Source organism: Colwellia sp. BRX8-7 (assembly GCF_014077275.1).
Classification (GTDB): Bacteria; Pseudomonadota; Gammaproteobacteria; order Enterobacterales; family Alteromonadaceae; genus Colwellia_A.
Window position 1 is genome coordinate 1 of the sequence record NZ_JACGVP010000020.1, and the last position, 17,808, is coordinate 17,808.

15 protein-coding genes are annotated in these 17,808 nt (G+C 38.1%); 12 read left to right on the forward strand and 3 right to left on the reverse strand.

Annotation, left to right across the window (positions count from 1 at the left end; genetic code table 11):
* The 7 genes from infB to H4J57_RS16895 form a co-directional block, all read left to right on the forward strand.
* Positions 1-2,191 (forward strand): translation initiation factor IF-2 (gene infB, locus H4J57_RS16865; RefSeq protein WP_182243688.1); only part of this gene is annotated, 2,191 nt, incomplete at its 5' end.
* A gap of 174 nt (positions 2,192-2,365) precedes the next feature.
* Entirely contained in the window at positions 2,366-2,800 is a 435-nt protein-coding gene (gene rbfA, locus H4J57_RS16870) for a 30S ribosome-binding factor RbfA (protein WP_182215444.1), read from the forward strand.
* Positions 2,801-2,811: 11 nt separating this feature from the next.
* Positions 2,812-3,774 carry a tRNA pseudouridine(55) synthase TruB gene (truB, locus tag H4J57_RS16875; protein ID WP_182215442.1) on the forward strand — a complete coding sequence of 321 codons (963 nt, stop codon included), beginning with the start codon at positions 2,812-2,814 and terminating at the stop codon, positions 3,772-3,774.
* 244 nt (positions 3,775-4,018) lie between these two features.
* Positions 4,019-4,288 carry a 30S ribosomal protein S15 gene (gene rpsO, locus H4J57_RS16880; protein WP_070376186.1) on the forward strand — a complete coding sequence of 90 codons (270 nt, stop codon included), beginning with the start codon at positions 4,019-4,021 and terminating at the stop codon, positions 4,286-4,288.
* A 347-nt stretch (positions 4,289-4,635) separates the two neighbouring features.
* Entirely contained in the window at positions 4,636-6,753 is a 2,118-nt protein-coding gene (pnp, locus tag H4J57_RS16885; protein ID WP_182215440.1) for a polyribonucleotide nucleotidyltransferase, read from the forward strand.
* A 96-nt stretch (positions 6,754-6,849) separates the two neighbouring features.
* Positions 6,850-7,746, forward strand: coding sequence for a lipoprotein NlpI (nlpI, locus tag H4J57_RS16890; protein ID WP_182215438.1), 897 nt, complete (start codon positions 6,850-6,852; stop codon positions 7,744-7,746).
* A gap of 30 nt (positions 7,747-7,776) precedes the next feature.
* Entirely contained in the window at positions 7,777-9,159 is a 1,383-nt protein-coding gene (locus H4J57_RS16895; RefSeq protein WP_182243689.1) for a hypothetical protein, read from the forward strand.
* A gap of 48 nt (positions 9,160-9,207) precedes the next feature.
* On the opposite strand, the gene H4J57_RS16900 is transcribed toward H4J57_RS16895, so the two are convergent.
* Positions 9,208-9,471 carry a hypothetical protein gene (locus H4J57_RS16900; RefSeq protein ID WP_182243690.1) on the reverse strand — a complete coding sequence of 88 codons (264 nt, stop codon included), beginning with the start codon at positions 9,469-9,471 and terminating at the stop codon, positions 9,208-9,210.
* Positions 9,472-9,650: 179 nt separating this feature from the next.
* Between H4J57_RS16900 and H4J57_RS16905 the strand changes: the two genes are divergently transcribed.
* Positions 9,651-11,336, forward strand: a complete 1,686-nt coding sequence (locus H4J57_RS16905; RefSeq protein WP_182243691.1) for a SufS family cysteine desulfurase — start codon at positions 9,651-9,653, stop codon at positions 11,334-11,336.
* Here H4J57_RS16905 and tcdA read toward each other — a convergent pair.
* Positions 11,327-12,127, reverse strand: a complete 801-nt coding sequence (tcdA, locus tag H4J57_RS16910; protein ID WP_182243692.1) for a tRNA cyclic N6-threonylcarbamoyladenosine(37) synthase TcdA — start codon at positions 12,125-12,127, stop codon at positions 11,327-11,329. The two genes, H4J57_RS16905 and tcdA, sit on opposite strands and share 10 nt — an antisense overlap.
* A 688-nt stretch (positions 12,128-12,815) precedes the next feature.
* Positions 12,816-14,102 (reverse strand): citrate synthase, encoded by a 1,287-nt coding sequence (locus tag H4J57_RS16915; RefSeq protein WP_182215429.1) that lies wholly within the window; start codon positions 14,100-14,102, stop codon positions 12,816-12,818.
* Between the two features lie 410 nt (positions 14,103-14,512).
* Here H4J57_RS16915 and sdhC point away from each other — a divergent pair, with 410 nt between their 5' ends.
* Genes sdhC through H4J57_RS16935 form a run of 4 tightly spaced genes read left to right on the forward strand, consistent with a single transcriptional unit; the run spans position 14,513 to position 17,725 of the window.
* Complete coding sequence (gene sdhC / locus H4J57_RS16920; RefSeq protein WP_070376194.1) at positions 14,513-14,887, forward strand: succinate dehydrogenase, cytochrome b556 subunit; 375 nt, start codon at positions 14,513-14,515, stop codon at positions 14,885-14,887.
* Positions 14,881-15,228 carry a succinate dehydrogenase, hydrophobic membrane anchor protein gene (sdhD, locus tag H4J57_RS16925; protein WP_070376195.1) on the forward strand — a complete coding sequence of 116 codons (348 nt, stop codon included), beginning with the start codon at positions 14,881-14,883 and terminating at the stop codon, positions 15,226-15,228. The genes sdhC and sdhD overlap by 7 nt, the downstream gene beginning before the upstream one ends.
* Positions 15,229-17,001, forward strand: a complete 1,773-nt coding sequence (gene sdhA / locus H4J57_RS16930; protein WP_182243693.1) for a succinate dehydrogenase flavoprotein subunit — start codon at positions 15,229-15,231, stop codon at positions 16,999-17,001.
* A gap of 13 nt (positions 17,002-17,014) precedes the next feature.
* On the forward strand, positions 17,015-17,725 hold the full coding sequence (locus H4J57_RS16935; protein ID WP_182182093.1) for a succinate dehydrogenase iron-sulfur subunit: 711 nt from the start codon (positions 17,015-17,017) through the stop codon (positions 17,723-17,725).
* The last annotated feature ends 83 nt before the right edge of the window (positions 17,726-17,808 follow it).

Here is a 17,808-nt window from a genome sequence, read left to right on the forward strand (position 1 = left end):
CGAAGCTAAAGCTAAGCAAGCAACCGCAGCGAAAGCAAAAAATGCTGAAGAAGTACCAGTAAAAATTGCAGAAACTGAAGAAGCTAAAAAAGTTCGTCTTGCTCTAGAAGCTGAAACAAAAGCTAAGCTTGAAGAAGAAGCTAAAGAAGCAACAGCCGCCGCTAAAAAATTAGCAGAAGAAAATGAAGCGCGCTGGAAAGAACAAGAAGCTGAGCGTAAAGCTAAAGAGAAAGAGGTTGTTCATTTAACTTCTTCTAAATATGCTCAAGAAGCTGAAGATAAAAGTGACTCTGCTGATGAAAGTGGCCGTCGTCGTAAGAAGAAAAAAGCACCTGCAGACCGCAATGCTCGTGGCCGTAACAATGGTCGCGGTAAAGGTAAAACTTTATCTTCACCTGATAGCTTAAAACATGGTTTTACTAAACCAGTAGAAACAAAAGTACAAGATATTCGCATTGGCGAAACTATTTCGGTTGCTGAACTTGCCAATAAAATGGCTAAGAAAGGCGCGGAAGTTGTTAAAGCTATGTTCAAACTAGGCGCAATGGCAACCATTAACCAAGTTATTGACCAAGAAACAGCCGCACTTGTTGCTGAAGATATGGGTTTTGAAGTTGTACTTGTTAAAGAAAATGCCTTGGAAGAAGCTGTACTTGCTGACCGTCATCATACGGGTATCGAGATTACTCGTGCACCTGTTGTTACTATTATGGGTCACGTTGATCACGGTAAAACATCATTACTTGATTACATTCGTAAAGCGAAAGTAGCAGACGGTGAAGCCGGTGGTATTACTCAGCATATTGGTGCTTATCACGTAGAAACTGGTCATGGTATGATCACTTTCTTAGATACTCCAGGTCATGCTGCCTTTACTTCTATGCGTTCTCGTGGTGCTAAAGCAACCGATATCGTTATCATTGTTGTTGCTGCAGATGATGGTGTTATGCCACAGACTGTTGAAGCAATTCAACATGCTAAAGCATCTGATGCACCTATTATCATCGCTGTAAACAAGATGGATAAAGAAGGTGTTGATATCGAACGTGTTAAGAGTGAATTATCTCAACACGGTGTTTTATCTGAAGAGTGGGGCGGTGAAGTTCAATTTTGTCATGTCTCAGCTAAAACAGGTTTAGGTATTGATGACTTACTTGATTCAATATTGCTACAGTCTGAAGTTTTAGAGCTAACTGCTGTTGTCGATAAAATGGCAAGTGGTGTAGTTATTGAATCTAAATTAGATAAAGGCCGCGGCCCAGTAGCAACTATCTTGGTTCAAGAAGGTACTTTAAAGCAAGGTGATATTGTTCTTTGTGGTTTAGAATATGGCCGTGTTCGTGCAATGCGCGATGAAAATGGTAAAGATATTCAATCAGCAGGTCCATCTATCCCAGTTGAAATTATTGGTTTAAGTGGTGTTCCACAATCTGGTGATGAAGCGACTGTTGTTAAAGATGAGAAGAAAGCACGTGAAGTTGCTTTATTCCGTCAAGGTAAATTCCGTGATGTGAAACTTGCTCGTCAACAAAAAGCTAAACTTGAAAATATGTTTGCAAGTATGGCTGAAGGCGAGATTTCTGAAGTAAACGTTGTAATTAAGTCAGATGTTCAAGGTTCACTTGAAGCTATTAGTGACTCATTACTTAAGTTATCTACTGATGAAGTTAAAGTTAGAATCATAGGTTCAGGTGTTGGTGCTATCACTGAAACTGATGCGACATTAGCGGCGGCTTCAAATGCCATCGTGGTTGGTTTTAATGTTCGTGCTGATGCATCTGCGCGTAAAGTGATTGAATCTGAAAACATTGATTTACGCTACTATAGTGTTATTTACGCATTAATTGATGAAGTTAAACAAGCCATGAGCGGCATGTTAGCGCCAGAGTTCAAGCAAGAAATCATTGGTCTTGCACAAGTTCGTGACGTGTTTAAGTCGCCTAAAATCGGCGCAATCGCTGGTTGTATGGTTACTGAAGGTATCATTAAACGTAGTGCTCCAATTCGCGTATTACGTGACTTGGTTGTTATATACGAAGGTGAACTTGAATCACTTCGTCGTTTCAAAGACGATGTTGCAGAAGTTCGTAACGGTACTGAATGTGGTATCGGTGTTAAGAACTACAATGATGTTCGCGTTGGTGACCAAATTGAAGTATTCGAAACAATAGAAATTAAGCGTACGCTATAACTTTAGATTATTGCTGATTGATTGACTGCTTTTGTTGGTTAATCGGCTTCAATGTAATGAGATAGCTCACTTACTGTTGTACAAATACTAAATGGGGGCTTTGCCTCCATTTTTGTTTATATATTAAAAGTTATCAGGTAAAAGTCCTCGATAATTTTATTAGGAGAATTTCCTATGGCAAGAGAATTTGCCCGTACCGACCGTGTTGGACAAGAAATACAAAAAGAAATCGCGACTATTTTGATGCGCGAAGTTAAAGATCCACGCTTAGTCATGACAACAGTTTCTGCTGTCGAGTTGACACGTGATTTAGCTTACGCAAAAATATTCGTGACTTTTTTTACCAATGAAGCCTCAGAAATAAAAAGCTCTATTGAAGTGTTAAATGAAGCTGCTGGTTTTATTCGTTCGTTATTAGCGAAGAAATTACGTGCTCGTATTATGCCGCATTTACGTTTTGTTTATGACAGCTCTATGGCTGAAGGTGTTCGAATGAGTTCATTGGTTGATGAAGCTGTCGCTAGCGATAAGCATATTGCTGAAAGCTCAGAGCGAGATGCTACCGCTTCTAAAGAAGCAACTGATCTCAACAACGAAGAAAATTCATAGGGTACAGCTAGATGGCTAAACGCAGAAAAGGTCGCCCAATTAATGGGGTGATCCTACTTGATAAACCCTATGACATGTCATCGAACAGTGCTTTACAAAAAGTTAAGCGTATCTTCTTTGCACAAAAAGCCGGGCATACTGGGGCATTAGATCCACTTGCTACCGGTATGTTGCCGATTTGTTTAGGTGAAGCAACTAAGTTTTCTCAATTTTTACTCGATACTGATAAAACCTATCAAGTAACAGCAAAATTGGGTGTGCGCACTACAACCAGTGACGCTGACGGCGAAGTTGTTGCGGAAAAGCTGGTTGATGTATCAAGTGAGCAATTAGCAATAGCACTTGAGTCTTTTCGCGGTACCACACAGCAAATTCCTTCCATGTACTCAGCGTTAAAATATAAAGGCCAGCCTTTATATAAATATGCGCGAGAAGGTGTTGAGGTCCCTCGTGAATCCCGAGATATTACGGTTTTTCGTTTAGACTTATTACGCTTTGAAGGTGACGAAGTTGATTTACATATTCATGTATCTAAAGGCACCTATATTCGTACTATCATCGACGATTTAGGCGAGCTGCTTGGTTGTGGCGCACATGTTGCTAATTTACGCAGAAGTGCCGTGGGAAATTATCCTACAGATAAAATGGTAACACTGGAACAATTACAAGCATTAGTGGCACAAGCAGAAGAGCAAGAGTTAGCGCCTTCTACTTTACTTGACCCTTTATTGTTACCGATGACGACGGCCTGTGATGGTATCCCTGAGGTTTTTATAGATGATATGTCTGCTAACTTTTTGCGCCACGGTAATCCAGTACAAGCAGCTAATGTTCCAGCTGAAGGTTTAGTGCAGGTTTTTGTTGGAGACAATATCAATGATGGAGAGTTTATTGGTGTTGGTCATATAGACGACAACGGTTTAATTGCACCAAAACGCATTGTTGTTTTAGACGAATTTTTGAAAACGCTGTAATAAATTATCTAACATTGTAGGATTTTGGTTGGTTATCGCCTATATCAGTAAAATAAAACAGCGTTTACTCATGGTTAAATGTTATATAGTCTAACGACAAGTTATTAATGGTGTGACACAAATATCAGTTGCAATTTCGTCTGTCGCTGATACAATGCGCGCTCTTTTGTCACCTTAGCTGAATTAGTGTTTGGCGAGGTGCGAATTTTAAGTACTTTCGAGTACATCACACTAAGGATTTATTATGTCTTTAAATGCTACAGAAAAAGCTGCAATCGTTGCAGAATATGCTCAAAAAGAAGGTGATACTGGTTCACCTGAAGTACAAGTTGCTTTGTTAACTACACAAATCAACCACCTACAAGGTCACTTCAAAGAGCACATCCATGATCATCACTCACGTCGTGGTTTATTGCGCATGGTTGCACAACGTCGTAAGTTACTTGATTACTTAAAAGGCAAAAACGTTGAGCGTTACACAACGGTAATCGCTAAATTAGGTCTACGTCGTTAAGATGTGACTTGTTTGTTACCTGTTTTCTTAAAGGTAATATCAAAAAAAGGAGCTTTATAGCTCCTTTTTTTATTGCTAATTTACTGGGTAACTTGCCCAAACTTAGTCAAAGTACGCTTTTTTGTCTTTTCTTAATAACAATTCCCCTTTCTGGCTAGTAAATAGCGCGTTTGATAGTATAATGTGCCTGCAAATTTTTAGAAAATTTAAGCTTTTGCAAAACTAATCAATCCAAACTGTATAATTTTTTGTTCAACTTAAGCGGTTAAAATTTTGCTCTAAGTGAATAAATAATTGTACAGATTGGTTAATCAAGAAAATTTATATTTAGCTAAAAAGGAACATTTATGTTCAATACAGTGACAAAAACATTTGAATTCGGTCAACATACCGTTACTTTAGAAACTGGTGCTATCGCACGTCAAGCAACTTGTGCTGTTATGGCAAGCATGGACGATACGTGTGTATTAGTGTCTGTTGTTGGTAAGAAAGAAGCAAAGCCAGGACAAGATTTTTTTCCATTAACAGTTAACTACCAAGAGCGTACATACGCAGCGGGTAAAATCCCAGGTGGTTTCTTTAAACGTGAAGGCCGTCCTTCTGAAGAAGAAACATTAATCTGTCGTTTAATTGACCGTCCAATTCGTCCACTTTTCCCAGATGGCTTTACTAACGAAGTTCAAGTTGTTATTACGGTTGTTTCTGCTAACCCAGAAATTGCCCCTGACATCATTTCTTTATTAGGTACGTCTGCAGCTTTAGCTATTTCAGGTATGCCATTTAGTGGTCCTGTTGGCGCAGCACGTGTTGGTTATACTGACGGCAAATACATTCTTAACCCATTACAATCTGAATTAGAAACGTCTAAGTTAAACTTAGTTGTTTCAGGTACTGATTCTGCAGTACTAATGGTTGAATCTGAAGCTGATATTTTATCTGAAGAAGTTATGCTTGGCGCTGTTATGTATGGCCATGAGCAAATGCAAACGGCTATCACAGCAATTAAAGAAATGGCTGCTGAAGTTAACAATCCTAAGTGGGATTGGGTTGCACCAGTTAAGAATGCTGACCTTATTGCTAAAATTGCAGAATTGAGTGAAGCACAAGTTAACGAAGCTTACCAAATCACTGAAAAAGCTGTTCGTTACGAAAAAATCAAAGAAATCCGCGATGGTGTTGTTGAAACATTATTAGCAAGCGATGCAGATCTTAACGTTCAAGAAGCGAAAGATTTATTTCATGACTTAGAAAAAACTGTTGTTCGTGGTCGTATCACTAAAGGCATGCCTCGCATCGATGGTCGTGATCCTGAAATGATCCGTGCCCTAGACGTTATGACAGGTGTATTACCGAGAACTCACGGTTCTGCGGTATTTACTCGTGGTGAAACACAAGCATTAGTTACGGCTACTTTAGGTACACAACGTGATGCACAGCGTCTTGATACTATTATGGGTGAGAAGACTGACGCATTTATGCTTCATTATAACTTTCCTCCATACTGTGTTGGTGAAACAGGTTTTGTTGGCTCTCCAAAGCGTCGTGAAATCGGCCATGGCCGTTTAGCAAAACGCGGTATGTTAGCGGTTATGCCTTCACTTGAAGAATTCCCATATGCTGTGCGTATTGTTTCTGAAATTACAGAATCAAATGGTTCATCTTCAATGGCTTCTGTTTGTGGTGCTTCATTAGCATTAATGGATGCTGGTGTACCAATTAAAGCTTCTGTTGCTGGTATTGCAATGGGCTTAGTTAAAGAAGGCGACGACTTTGTTGTTCTTTCAGACATTTTAGGTGATGAAGATCACTTAGGTGACATGGACTTTAAAGTAGCGGGTACTACCGGTGGTATTACTGCACTTCAAATGGACATTAAAATTGAAGGCATCACTAAAGAAATCATGCAACTTGCTTTAAACCAAGCAAAAGCTGCACGTACTCATATCCTATCTGTAATGGATGAAGCTATCTCTGGTCACCGTGATGATATTTCACAGTTTGCACCACGCATTCATACCATCAAAGTTAGCCAAGATAAAATTCGTGACATCATTGGTAAAGGTGGTGCTACTATCCGCATGCTTACAGAAGAAACAGGTACAACTATCGAGATTGATGACGATGGTACTGTTAAAATTGCTGCAACTAATGGTGAGCAAGCTGAAGATGCGATTAATCGTATTAAAGCATTAACGGCTGAAATTGAAGTAGGTACAATTTACCAAGGTAAAGTAGTACGTATCGTTGATTTTGGTGCTTTTGTTAACGTACTTCCGGGTAAAGATGGTTTAGTTCACATCTCTCAAATCTCTGACGAACGTGTTAATGCTGTAAGTGACGTATTAACTGAAGGCCAGGAAGTTACGGTTAAAGTACTTGAAGTCGACCGTCAAGGCCGTGTACGTTTAAGTATTAAAGAAGCTAATGAGAAAAAGGAAGCACCAGTAGCTGACGCTGCTGAATAGCTTACTTAAAAAGTTAGATAAAAAGGGAGCCTGATGGCTCCCTTTTTTATATACTAAAATGAGTCAATACAAAATTTCATTAGGTACATTATTTCTGTGAATAAATTCTTTAAAGTAGCGCTTGTCATCGTCATCTCATCTTTACAAGGTTGTGCAAGCAGCCCAGAAAATGACGATTCGCTCGCCATGAATCAACTTATCATTGTCGAACCATTAGCCATAAATTATAAAAGTGAAATAGCGATAGCGCGTCTAACTGATGTTATTCAAAGAGCTGAAATAACCGATGCCCAACGAGCTGAACTTTATTATGACCGCGGTGTTGTTTACGACAGTGTTGGTTTACGTTCATTAGCCCGTCTTGATTTCAATCGAGCTTTGCGTTTAAAGCCAGACTTTGTTGATGCCTATAATTTTTTAGGGATCCATTTCACCCAATTGCAAGAGTTCAACCAAGCTTACGAGGCTTTTGATTCGGCAATAGATTTAGCGCCTGAACATGAATATGCCTATTTAAATAGAGGGATTGCTTTATATTATGGTGGTCGTGCTGAACTATCTATTGATGATTTTAGTACTTTTCAGCAACGAAAAAGTAATGACCCTTACCGTATTTTATGGATGTATTTAGCCGAGTCAGCGGCAAATAACCTTAATGCGAAAACATCATTAAAGGTCGCGGCAGAGCAAGTTGAAGAGAGTGTTTGGGCTAAAAATATTATTCAACTTTATCTTGGTGAGATAACCGAGCAAGAATTTATCAGTCAATTATCAATAGGCGTAAATTCTAATAAGGCTTTAAGTGAACGTCTGTGCGAGGCATATTTCTACTTAGGTAAATACTATCAACTCAAAGACAATAATGAACTTGCAGCAAACTTTTTTAAATTAGCCTTAAGTACTAACGTCTATGAGTTTGTTGAACACAGATACGCCAAACTTGAGTTAGACTTAATGCGACAAGAAATTGTTAAAGCCGCTAAGTCGTCTTAATGTGTTGATGGATGTTATTTATACCTGCAAATGAAATATAAAGTCAGCTTAACCATCATCAGCTTATTGACTGTTATATCAATAAGCTCTTTTGTATCGGTAAACTCATTAATTAAAGCCGTAGAAAATGGTTACGCTAACCACTCACAATTAACCGTTATAGAAAAGCTTGGCTTAAACACTCTTTTGTATAAGCATTTAAATACTTATGTTGATAACGACCCAAGATGGCAAAATATTGCTAAATCACTGGCTAAAAGTGATGGAGAGGTGGCATTTAAATTAGCCCAATATTATAAAAATAAGCAAGGCGACAATAATCAAAATATCGAGCTATGGCTTGCACAAGCCATTCGATTAGGTCATCAGCAAGCAAGAATAGACTTAGCGAAAATTTATTTTTCCCATAACAAACTACTTGCGGCTAAAAAATTATTATTACCAATATCGTCTAATGGATCTGCCCTAACGCTTTTACTTGAGGTTTTAATTTCAATAGGAGAAAAACCAGAAATAGACCGATATATTAAGCAGCTTGAGACGATAAACGCAGACAAACCATCTGAAGAACTTGAATATTTTTCGAAAAAGCTATTGCGTTACAATGTCTTAAATACTCCAAATATACCGTCACAAGCAAATTGTCTAGCGAGCATTGCGCCCTATGCAACGAATCTAAGCGACTTAGCATATTTTGAAGAACTGATATCATCCTCGACGTTAGCAACATTACAACCTTACCTTTGTTTTTCACCGGTACAATACATCAGTAAAATAACACTCGCTTGTCAGCAAAATACTAATGAAGCGATTCGATGTGACGAATCTATCTGGCCAAATAATAAGCGAGTGTCAGTAGAAAGGTTCATTGCGGTGCTTGTTGAAAAAGGCGGTGCTAACGTAAACGCGGGTATTTTATATATTGATCGTCATGATAATGCAGAAGTCTTTTACCATGAACTGGCTCATCTACTTGGCTTTATTGATGAGTACGCGCTACCTAAAAATCATTCTCGTTGCTTGGCTGTGCAAAATGCGATGTTCTCCCATAATGTTGCAATTTTACCCCGTTTTTATCAAGGCTCTCGTGAGAAAGTCCGTGCAGTAATTCTCAGCGAATTACCTTGGGCTAAATATATTTCAAGGAAAACATCGTTAGTGACTCATACTGGGCAAGGTTGGAAATTAGGGACTGTTTCTAAAGAAGGTGATAGCGTGGGTGCTTTTATTGCTGAAAGCTGTAATGAAAAAGACTTTGTTGCAATAAAACCTTTAAAGCAAAGAACTAGGATGCGTTATTATCAAACAGGCTTTCCAGCTTTATACTTACAATTGCTAGCCGACAACCCCGAAAAGTTCTTAATGCCACACTATTTACATAATGTTAGTCTAGCAATAGAAGCAAAAAAATAACGCTTTCGCGCTATTTTTATCAGCCTGATTAGTTGAGAAGAGCTCTGCCTAACCTAAAGGAATAGGGCCAATAATTGGCTTACTCGCTTTAGTCGTCTCGTATTTATGGGTACTTTGAGACGTATTCATTTTCTTATTTGGCTTCTTAATAATCACAGTCGCGTTTTTAACTTTTGCTATCGGCCACATAGTATTGCGATTAAGTGCTTTTATTCCTTCATCTGCGATGTCATTTGATACAGCTGTTGTTAAACCTTCTTGTGCAGGCTTTAGATGCTTATTTGCTTTAATGAACCATGAAAATAACTTCATACTTTTCACCCTTTATTTTCTTTACTGTTTAACTCTAGTTTAAAACAGGTAAATTAACCTATTATTTTGGACTATTGTCTAAATAAACTAGCGAGACTCTTGATTGTTTAAATGATCAATTTTTATAGTATTATCAGGTATAATTATGTCAGTAATATTATCTTTGCATGTAATCTCTTATGAATAAATTCGATGTCAGCACATTTCGCCAGCATTTTCCTTTGCTCAGTAATACCGTCAACGACTTGCCCTTAGTTTATTTTGATAATGGCGCTACCACTCAAAAGCCTAATGTGGTTATCGATACCGAAGCTGAGGTGTATCAGCAATATAATGCTAATGTTCATCGCGCCTCACATGCTCTGAGTGCTAAAGCTACTTTGGCTTTTGAGCAAGCTAGAGCTAAGGTGCAACACTTTATTCAAGCCAAATACTTAGAAGAAATCATTTGGACTCCAGGTACAACGGGAGGAATTAATTTAATTGCTCAGAGTTGGGGGCAGAAAAACTTACAAGCGGGCGATGAAATATTATTAAGCCATGCTGAACACCACGCTAACATCGTGCCTTGGCAAATGATTGCCGAAAAAACTGGCGCTATTATTAAAGTTTTACCTTTAGATGCGAGCGGTCGTATCGATGAAAATAGCTTAGTAGATTATTTTAATGAAAAAACTAAGGTGGTTAGTTTTACGCATATTTCTAACGTGATTGGTAAAGTTAATCCCGTTAAAAAAATAATCACCTTAGCTAAAAAATATAAAGCCATAACGGTTATTGACGGTGCTCAAGCTTGTGCCCACTTAGCACTAAATATGCAAACTCTAGACTGTGACTTCTACGTTTTTTCAGCACACAAAATGTTTGGACCCACGGGCGTTGGTGTTTTATACGGTCGACGTGACTTATTAACCGCTATGCCTCCTTATCAGGGGGGTGGGGAAATGATAAAAAAAGTTAGTTTTCAAGGAACATCATTTAATCAACTCCCCTTTAAATTTGAAGCTGGGACACCGAACTATGCTGGTGTTATTGCTTTCTCTGCCAGTATTGAATTCATTAATTCATTTGGAGTAGCTCAGTTAGCAAAATATGAAAGCTTGCTGACATGCTACTGTTATGAAAAATTATCACAAATTAAAGCGGTTAAATTTGTTGTTGAGGACAAACCCGATATTAGCGTACTTTCATTCACCGTCTGTGGTGCACATAATTACGATATTGCCAGCGGGCTAGATGCATATGGTATTGCCATCAGAAGTGGACATCATTGTGCGATGCCTTTAATGGACTATTTAAAATTAAGTGGCTGTATTAGAGTTTCATTAGCGGCTTATAATACTTATGCAGAAATTGATTTTTTTATTGAGAAACTAAATTTACTGATCCAAGGCACAGATGACAATGTTGATAAAATTATTATTGAACCACATCACTTAGCACAGCCGGTCAATTCAACTAATCACTCAGCTATGATAGTAAGATTTAGTTTATTAAAAGGTTGGGATTCTCGTCATCGAGAAATAATGATGTTGGGTAAGTCATTAGTCAGAATGGATAAAAGCTTCCGTAACAACACTACCTTGATTGTAGGATGCGAAAGTCATGCCTGGTTAATGGCAACTAAAAATACTCAAGATGAGTTTATTTTTAGTTGCGACAGTGACGCTAAAGTTATTCGAGGTTTAATGGTAATTATATTAGCTGCTTTTCAGCACCTTTCATCGGCACAGATATTAGCGTTTGACGACCAATCTTATTTTTCAAAGTTGGGTTTGTTACAGCACTTGAGCCCATCACGTAGTAATGGTGTTAAAGCCATCGTTGAAAAAATTAAAATGATGGCAAGGCAACATCAAAGCTGATGCTTAGCTAAATATTTCTTAATTGCACGGCTGGTAGCAAAGAAAGCAAATGTGGCTGTAACGTGAGTAACCGCGCCAAAACCTGAGCTGCAATCTAACCGTACCGTACCATTTTGAGTTTGCTTTGCGTGACAAACATTGCCATTTTCATCAGGATAAACCAGTTGTTCAGTAGAAAAAACGGCATCAATTGAAAACTTTCGCTTATTGCTTGTTTTCGCATCGGCTTTTGGGAAGTTAAATTCACGGCGCAGTTGATTTTTTACCTTAGCAAGCAATGGATCTTGATAAGTTTGGCTCAAGTCACAAAGTTGAATCTTACTTGGATCTGTTTGCCCTCCTGCGCCACCAATAGTAATTACCGGTATTTTATTACGTTTACAATGAGCAATAATAGCCGTTTTTATTTTCACTGAGTCAATAGCATCGATGACATAATCAAAATCGTTACTTAATAGTTCACGCAAATTATCAAAAGTGACAAAATCTTCAATGACATTCACCTGACAGCTTGGATTAATTTGCTTAATACGTTCAGCCATCACATCGACTTTACTTTCTCCAATCGTTTCAGTAAGTGCATGAATTTGTCTATTGATATTGGTTGTGCAGATATCATCTAAATCAATTAATGTTATCGAACCAATCCCTGTTCTTGCTAAAGATTCAGCAGCCCAAGAACCAACACCACCGATACCTATCACACAGAAGTGCGCTTTTTCTAATAAAGCAGCACCTGCAACGCCGTAAAGACGCGCAATTCCACCAAATCTCATTTGATATTCAGACATACCGTAATCATTAACTCATAAAATTTTTAACATTATAAGGGTGAATTAACACTGAATACAGCAAATCCCGTAAGCAATTAACCTTTTTCTTTATCTCGCTATTTTTACCCTTAACAATGACGACTTTATCCGCTGGCTGCACATTAATTTAAAGTGTTGAGGCAGCAGAATTGTAATGGTTTGGTTGTTTAATTTATTAATAAATCAATCAATGACTGTGAGAGTGTAAGGTGACAATTACAGTTGATTTAGCTGGGTATAGTGTTGGAAAAATAAATATGCAGTGGCAAGGTATTAATTATTTTACTTATAATTAATAAATCATCAGTATTTTAAACAATTATTGTAGTAATTTATAGCTATTATCGGTATAGATTTGGCCCGGAATTAAGCTGAACTATCGGTCTGTGTTTTTTTAATTTACTGTTTATTAATACTATTTTTTATGTGTATAGCTAGTATTCTTTATTGTTATAATGATTATTTATTGGGCTGTTTTATGTTTTTATCAAGATAAAGCTGTTTTTATTGCAGTAAAGAGAAAATTATTACTAAGGCGAGGCAAAAGAAATTTCCTGATAATCAAAGAAAAAAGGGTTATTAATTGTTTTTATGATGCGACTAAAATTGAAGGAATAAAAAAGGTAGCGTGAGCTACCTTTCAAAGAGTGATTTATAAAATAAATAATTATCTTTTATTTAATGGGATAAATTCACGGTCAATTTCACCAATATAGTTTTGACGAGGACGACCAATTTTTTGACCCGCTTGACCTAACATTTCATCCCAGTGAGAAATCCAACCCACGGTACGAGACATAGCAAATACTACTGTGAACATGTTGGTAGGAATACCGATAGCTTTCAAGATGATACCTGAATAAAAATCTACATTCGGGTAAAGTTTTTTCTCAATAAAATATGGGTCTTCAAGGGCCACTTTTTCAAGAGCCATTGCCACGTCTAAAAGAGGATCTTTTATGCCTAACTCTTTCAATACTTCATGACATGTTTCACGCATTACTGTTGCGCGTGGATCAAAGTTTTTGTAAACACGATGTCCGAAACCCATTAAGCGAAATGAATCACTCTTATCTTTAGCACGAGCAACAAATTCGTCAACACGCTCTAATGTACCAATTTGCTCAAGCATTTTTAAGCAGGCTTCGTTAGCGCCGCCATGTGCAGGGCCCCACAAAGATGCTACGCCTGCAGCGATACATGCATAAGGGTTAGCACCAGAAGATCCAGCTAAACGAACTGTTGATGTTGAAGCGTTTTGCTCGTGATCTGCATGCAATGTAAATATTCTATCCATGGCACGGGCAACAGTAGGGCTAACAACATACTCTTCTGCAGGTACAGAGAACATCATATGTAAGAAGTTTTCTGCATAGCTTAATTCATTACGTGGATAAACGAATGGTTGGCCAATGCTGTATTTGTAAGCCATTGCTGAAATAGTTGGCATTTTTGCAATTAAGCGATGCGCACTACGCATACGTTGCACAGGATCTTCAATGTCTAAATCACTATGATAAAATGAAGACATAGCACCAACAACACCACAAAGCATTGCCATTGGGTGTGCATCAGGCAAGAAACCTTGGAAAAAATGAGCCAGTTTCTCGTGAACCATAGTATGGTTGGTAATAATATCAACAAATTCATCATATTGAGTCGATGTTGGTGCATCACCATTTAACAAAATATAACAAACTTCTAGATAGTTAGCTTGTTTAGCTAAACTGTCAATTGGATAACCACGATGTTGTAAAATACCTTTACCACCATCGATATAAGTAATAGCTGATTCACATGAAGCGGTTGCTAAGAAGCCCGGGTCATAAGTGAAATAACCATAATTACCCAAAGTTCTGATGTCTATTACGTCGTTACCGGCGCTACCTGAAAGTATTGGTAAATCTGCAACTACGTTACCATCAATACTGAGAGTGGCTTTAGATTCAGCCATATGTTTAATCCCCTATAAATTATTTAATTCGCTTGCTGAACTTACTTTTGAAAAGTTAGTCAGTTTTTATGAATATAAAACTGACCGTATTCTACTTCATTATACCCCCTTAAAGTCAAACCAATTGTTTCTACCTTAGACTAAAGTTAAAGAATTGCTAAAATAGGTTAAATAATAGTCTGATACCTTTGAAATAAAGGTGAAATTCTCGCGTAAGAAAATTGTAATTAAAAATGTTCAGCTATATAATCAAGCTGATCTAATTTTTGTATTTGTAGATTATTTCATTAATAGACAAATATTAACTAAGATCGCTAGGGGATTGCTCAATTGATTGTAAACTTGTTTACTTATTTCATTGAGCAATAAAAAAACAAGTTGAAGGCTCAAAGAACTCTTTAGGCGAAATTGTGAAAAAACAACGTCCTGTAAACCTAGATCTGACTACAATTAAAATGCACCCTTCGGCAAACGCCTCGATATTGCACCGTGTTTCTGGTGTCATTATGGTATTTGCTATTGGTATATTATTGTGGGCACTTTCGTTATCTCTATCTTCCGCTGAAGGATTTGCTCAAGTTCAAGCATGTCTGGATGGTTTCATATTTAAATTCATTATGTTTGGCATAATCTCTGCTCTAACGTTCCATATATTAATGGGTGTTCGTCACTTATTTATGGACTTAGGCCATTTTGAAGAATTAGCTTCAGGTAACACCAGTGCTAAATTTGCTATGGCACTTTGGTTTATACTTACCGTCGTAGTAGGAGTTTGGTTATGGTAAACAACATTGCTACTGTAGGCCGAAATGGCGTACATGATTTTATTCTTATAAGAGCAAGCGCTATTATTTTAACGTTATATACGTTATTGATCGCTGGCTTTTTTGTAGTTACTCCAGATGTAACTTATGACGCTTGGCATAGCTTTTTTGGCTTGATGTCAGTAAAAATAGCAACATTACTTGCTGTTTTGTCAGTTGTTATTCATGCGTGGATTGGTATTTGGCAAGTATTGTCTGATTATATTAAACCAGCTTTTTTGCGTGGGTCATTACAATTTTTCTTTTCTGTTACTTTATTAGCTTACCTTGCGGCAGGCTTTTTAATTGTGTGGGGTGTATAAGTGGGCGTTCCAATTCGTGAATTTGACGCTATAGTTATTGGCGCCGGTGGTGCAGGTATGCGCGCTGCATTAGCTATTTCTGAATCAGGCAAATCTTGTGCCTTGATTTCTAAAGTTTTTCCTACTCGTTCTCATACAGTATCTGCTCAAGGTGGTATCACTGTTGCGCTAGGTAATGCGCATGAAGATCATTGGGAACAACATATGTACGATACCGTTAAGGGTTCTGATTATATCGGAGATCAAGACGCAATCGAATACATGTGTAAAACAGGTCCTGAATCTATTATTGAGTTAGAGAAAATGGGTCTACCTTTTTCTCGTACTGAAGAAGGTAAGATTTATCAACGTCCTTTCGGTGGCCAATCTAAAAACTTTGGTGGCGAACAAGCTGCACGTACAGCAGCCGCAGCCGATCGTACTGGCCATGCTTTATTACATTGCTTGTACCAACAAAACGTTAAAAATAAAACTAATGTCTACTCTGAATGGTATGCACTAGATTTAGTTAAAAATAGTGACGGTGCTATTGTTGGTACAACCGCTATTTGTATCGAAACAGGCGAGATTGTTTACTTCAAAGCCCGTGCTACGGTATTAGCTACCGGTGGTGCTGGTCGTATCTATGCATCAACAACTAATGCTCACATCAATACTGGTGACGGCGTTGGTATGGCAGTTCGTGCTGGCATACAGATGCAAGACATGGAAATGTGGCAGTTTCATCCAACAGGAATCGCCGGTGCAGGTACGCTTGTTACTGAAGGTTGTCGTGGAGAAGGTGGTTACCTGCTTAACAAAGATGGCGAGCGTTTCATGGAACGTTATGCACCAAATGCTAAAGATTTAGCAGGTCGTGACGTAGTTGCTCGTTCTATGATGACAGAGATCCGTGAAGGTCGTGGTTTTGACGGTCCTATGGGTCCGCATCTTAAACTTAAACTTGATCATTTAGGCCGTGAAACGCTTGAAAAACGTTTACCAGGTGTTTGTGATTTATCGAAAACATTTGCTCACGTAGATCCAGCAGTAGAACCTATTCCAGTTATACCAACTTGTCATTATCAGATGGGTGGTGTTCCTTGTAACGTGAATGGCCAAGCGATTAACTTTAACCCAGAGACGGGTAAAGAAACTATCGTTGAAGGGTTATTTGCCGTTGGTGAAATCGCTTGTGTATCTGTTCATGGAGCAAACCGTTTAGGTGGTAATTCTCTTCTTGATTTAGTGGTCTTTGGTCGTGCAGCGGGTAATTTCTTAGGCACTTACTTAAATGATACGCAAAGCGGAAAAGATGCCTCTGAGTCTGACTTAGAAGCTTCATTAGCACGTACTAATCGTTGGGAGTCATCTGTAAAAGGTGGAGAAAGTCCAACTAAAATTCGTAAAGACTTGCAAAAATGTATGCAATTTAACTTCTCGGTATTCCGTGAAGGTGATGCTATGGCTGAAGGCATGAAAGAGTTGACTGATATACGTGAACGTCTTCAGCATGCTAGCCTCGATGATAAGTCTTCAGAATTTAATACGCAACGTATCGAATGTTTAGAATTAGACAACTTGATGGAAACGGCTTTTTGTACAGCCAAAGCGTCTAACTTCCGTACTGAATCACGTGGTGCTCATGCGCGCGCAGATTTTGCTGTTCGTGATGATGAAAACTGGTTGTGCCATAGTATTTATACGCCAGAGACACAAGCTATGTCTAAGCGTAAAGTAAATATGGAACCCGTTCACCGTGAAGCTTTCCCACCGAAAGCCCGCGTATATTAATAGGAGCATTGCAATGAAACAAATTTTTTCGATTTATCGTTACAACCCTGATGTTGATAATGCACCTTATATGAAAGATTATGAGCTGGAAATTCCAGAAGGCTCAGATATGATGGTACTTGATGCACTTATTTTATTAAAAGAGCAAGATACGACTATCTCTTTCCGTCGTTCATGTCGTGAGGGAGTATGTGGCTCTGACGGTATGAATATTAACGGTAAAAATGGTTTAGGTTGTATTACACCATTATCGGCTGTTCCAGCAAAGAAAATAGTGTTACGCCCTTTACCTGGTTTACCGGTAGTACGTGATTTAGTTATTGATATGACACAGTTCTATAATCAATATGAAAAAATCAAGCCGTTCTTAATTAATGATGGTAAAAATCCTCCAGCACGTGAGCATCTTCAATCGATTGAAGAGCGCGAAAAGCTTGATGGTTTATATGAGTGTATTTTATGTGCTTGTTGTTCAACTTCTTGTCCGTCTTTTTGGTGGAACCCAGATAAGTTTATTGGACCAGCAGGTTTGTTGCATGCTTATCGCTTTTTAATTGATAGCCGTGATACTGCAACTGAAGAACGTTTAGATGGTTTGCAAGATGCCTACAGCGTATTCCGTTGTCATGGTATTATGAACTGTGTTGATGTTTGTCCAAAAGGATTAAACCCAACGAAAGCTATCGGCCATATTAAGTCGATGTTGATTTCACGCGCAGTATAAAATTAAATAGCAAAGTGTTAGATGAAATTATCTAGCACTTTGGTGTTTTAAAACAGGAATAGTCATCATTAGCAGATGACAAT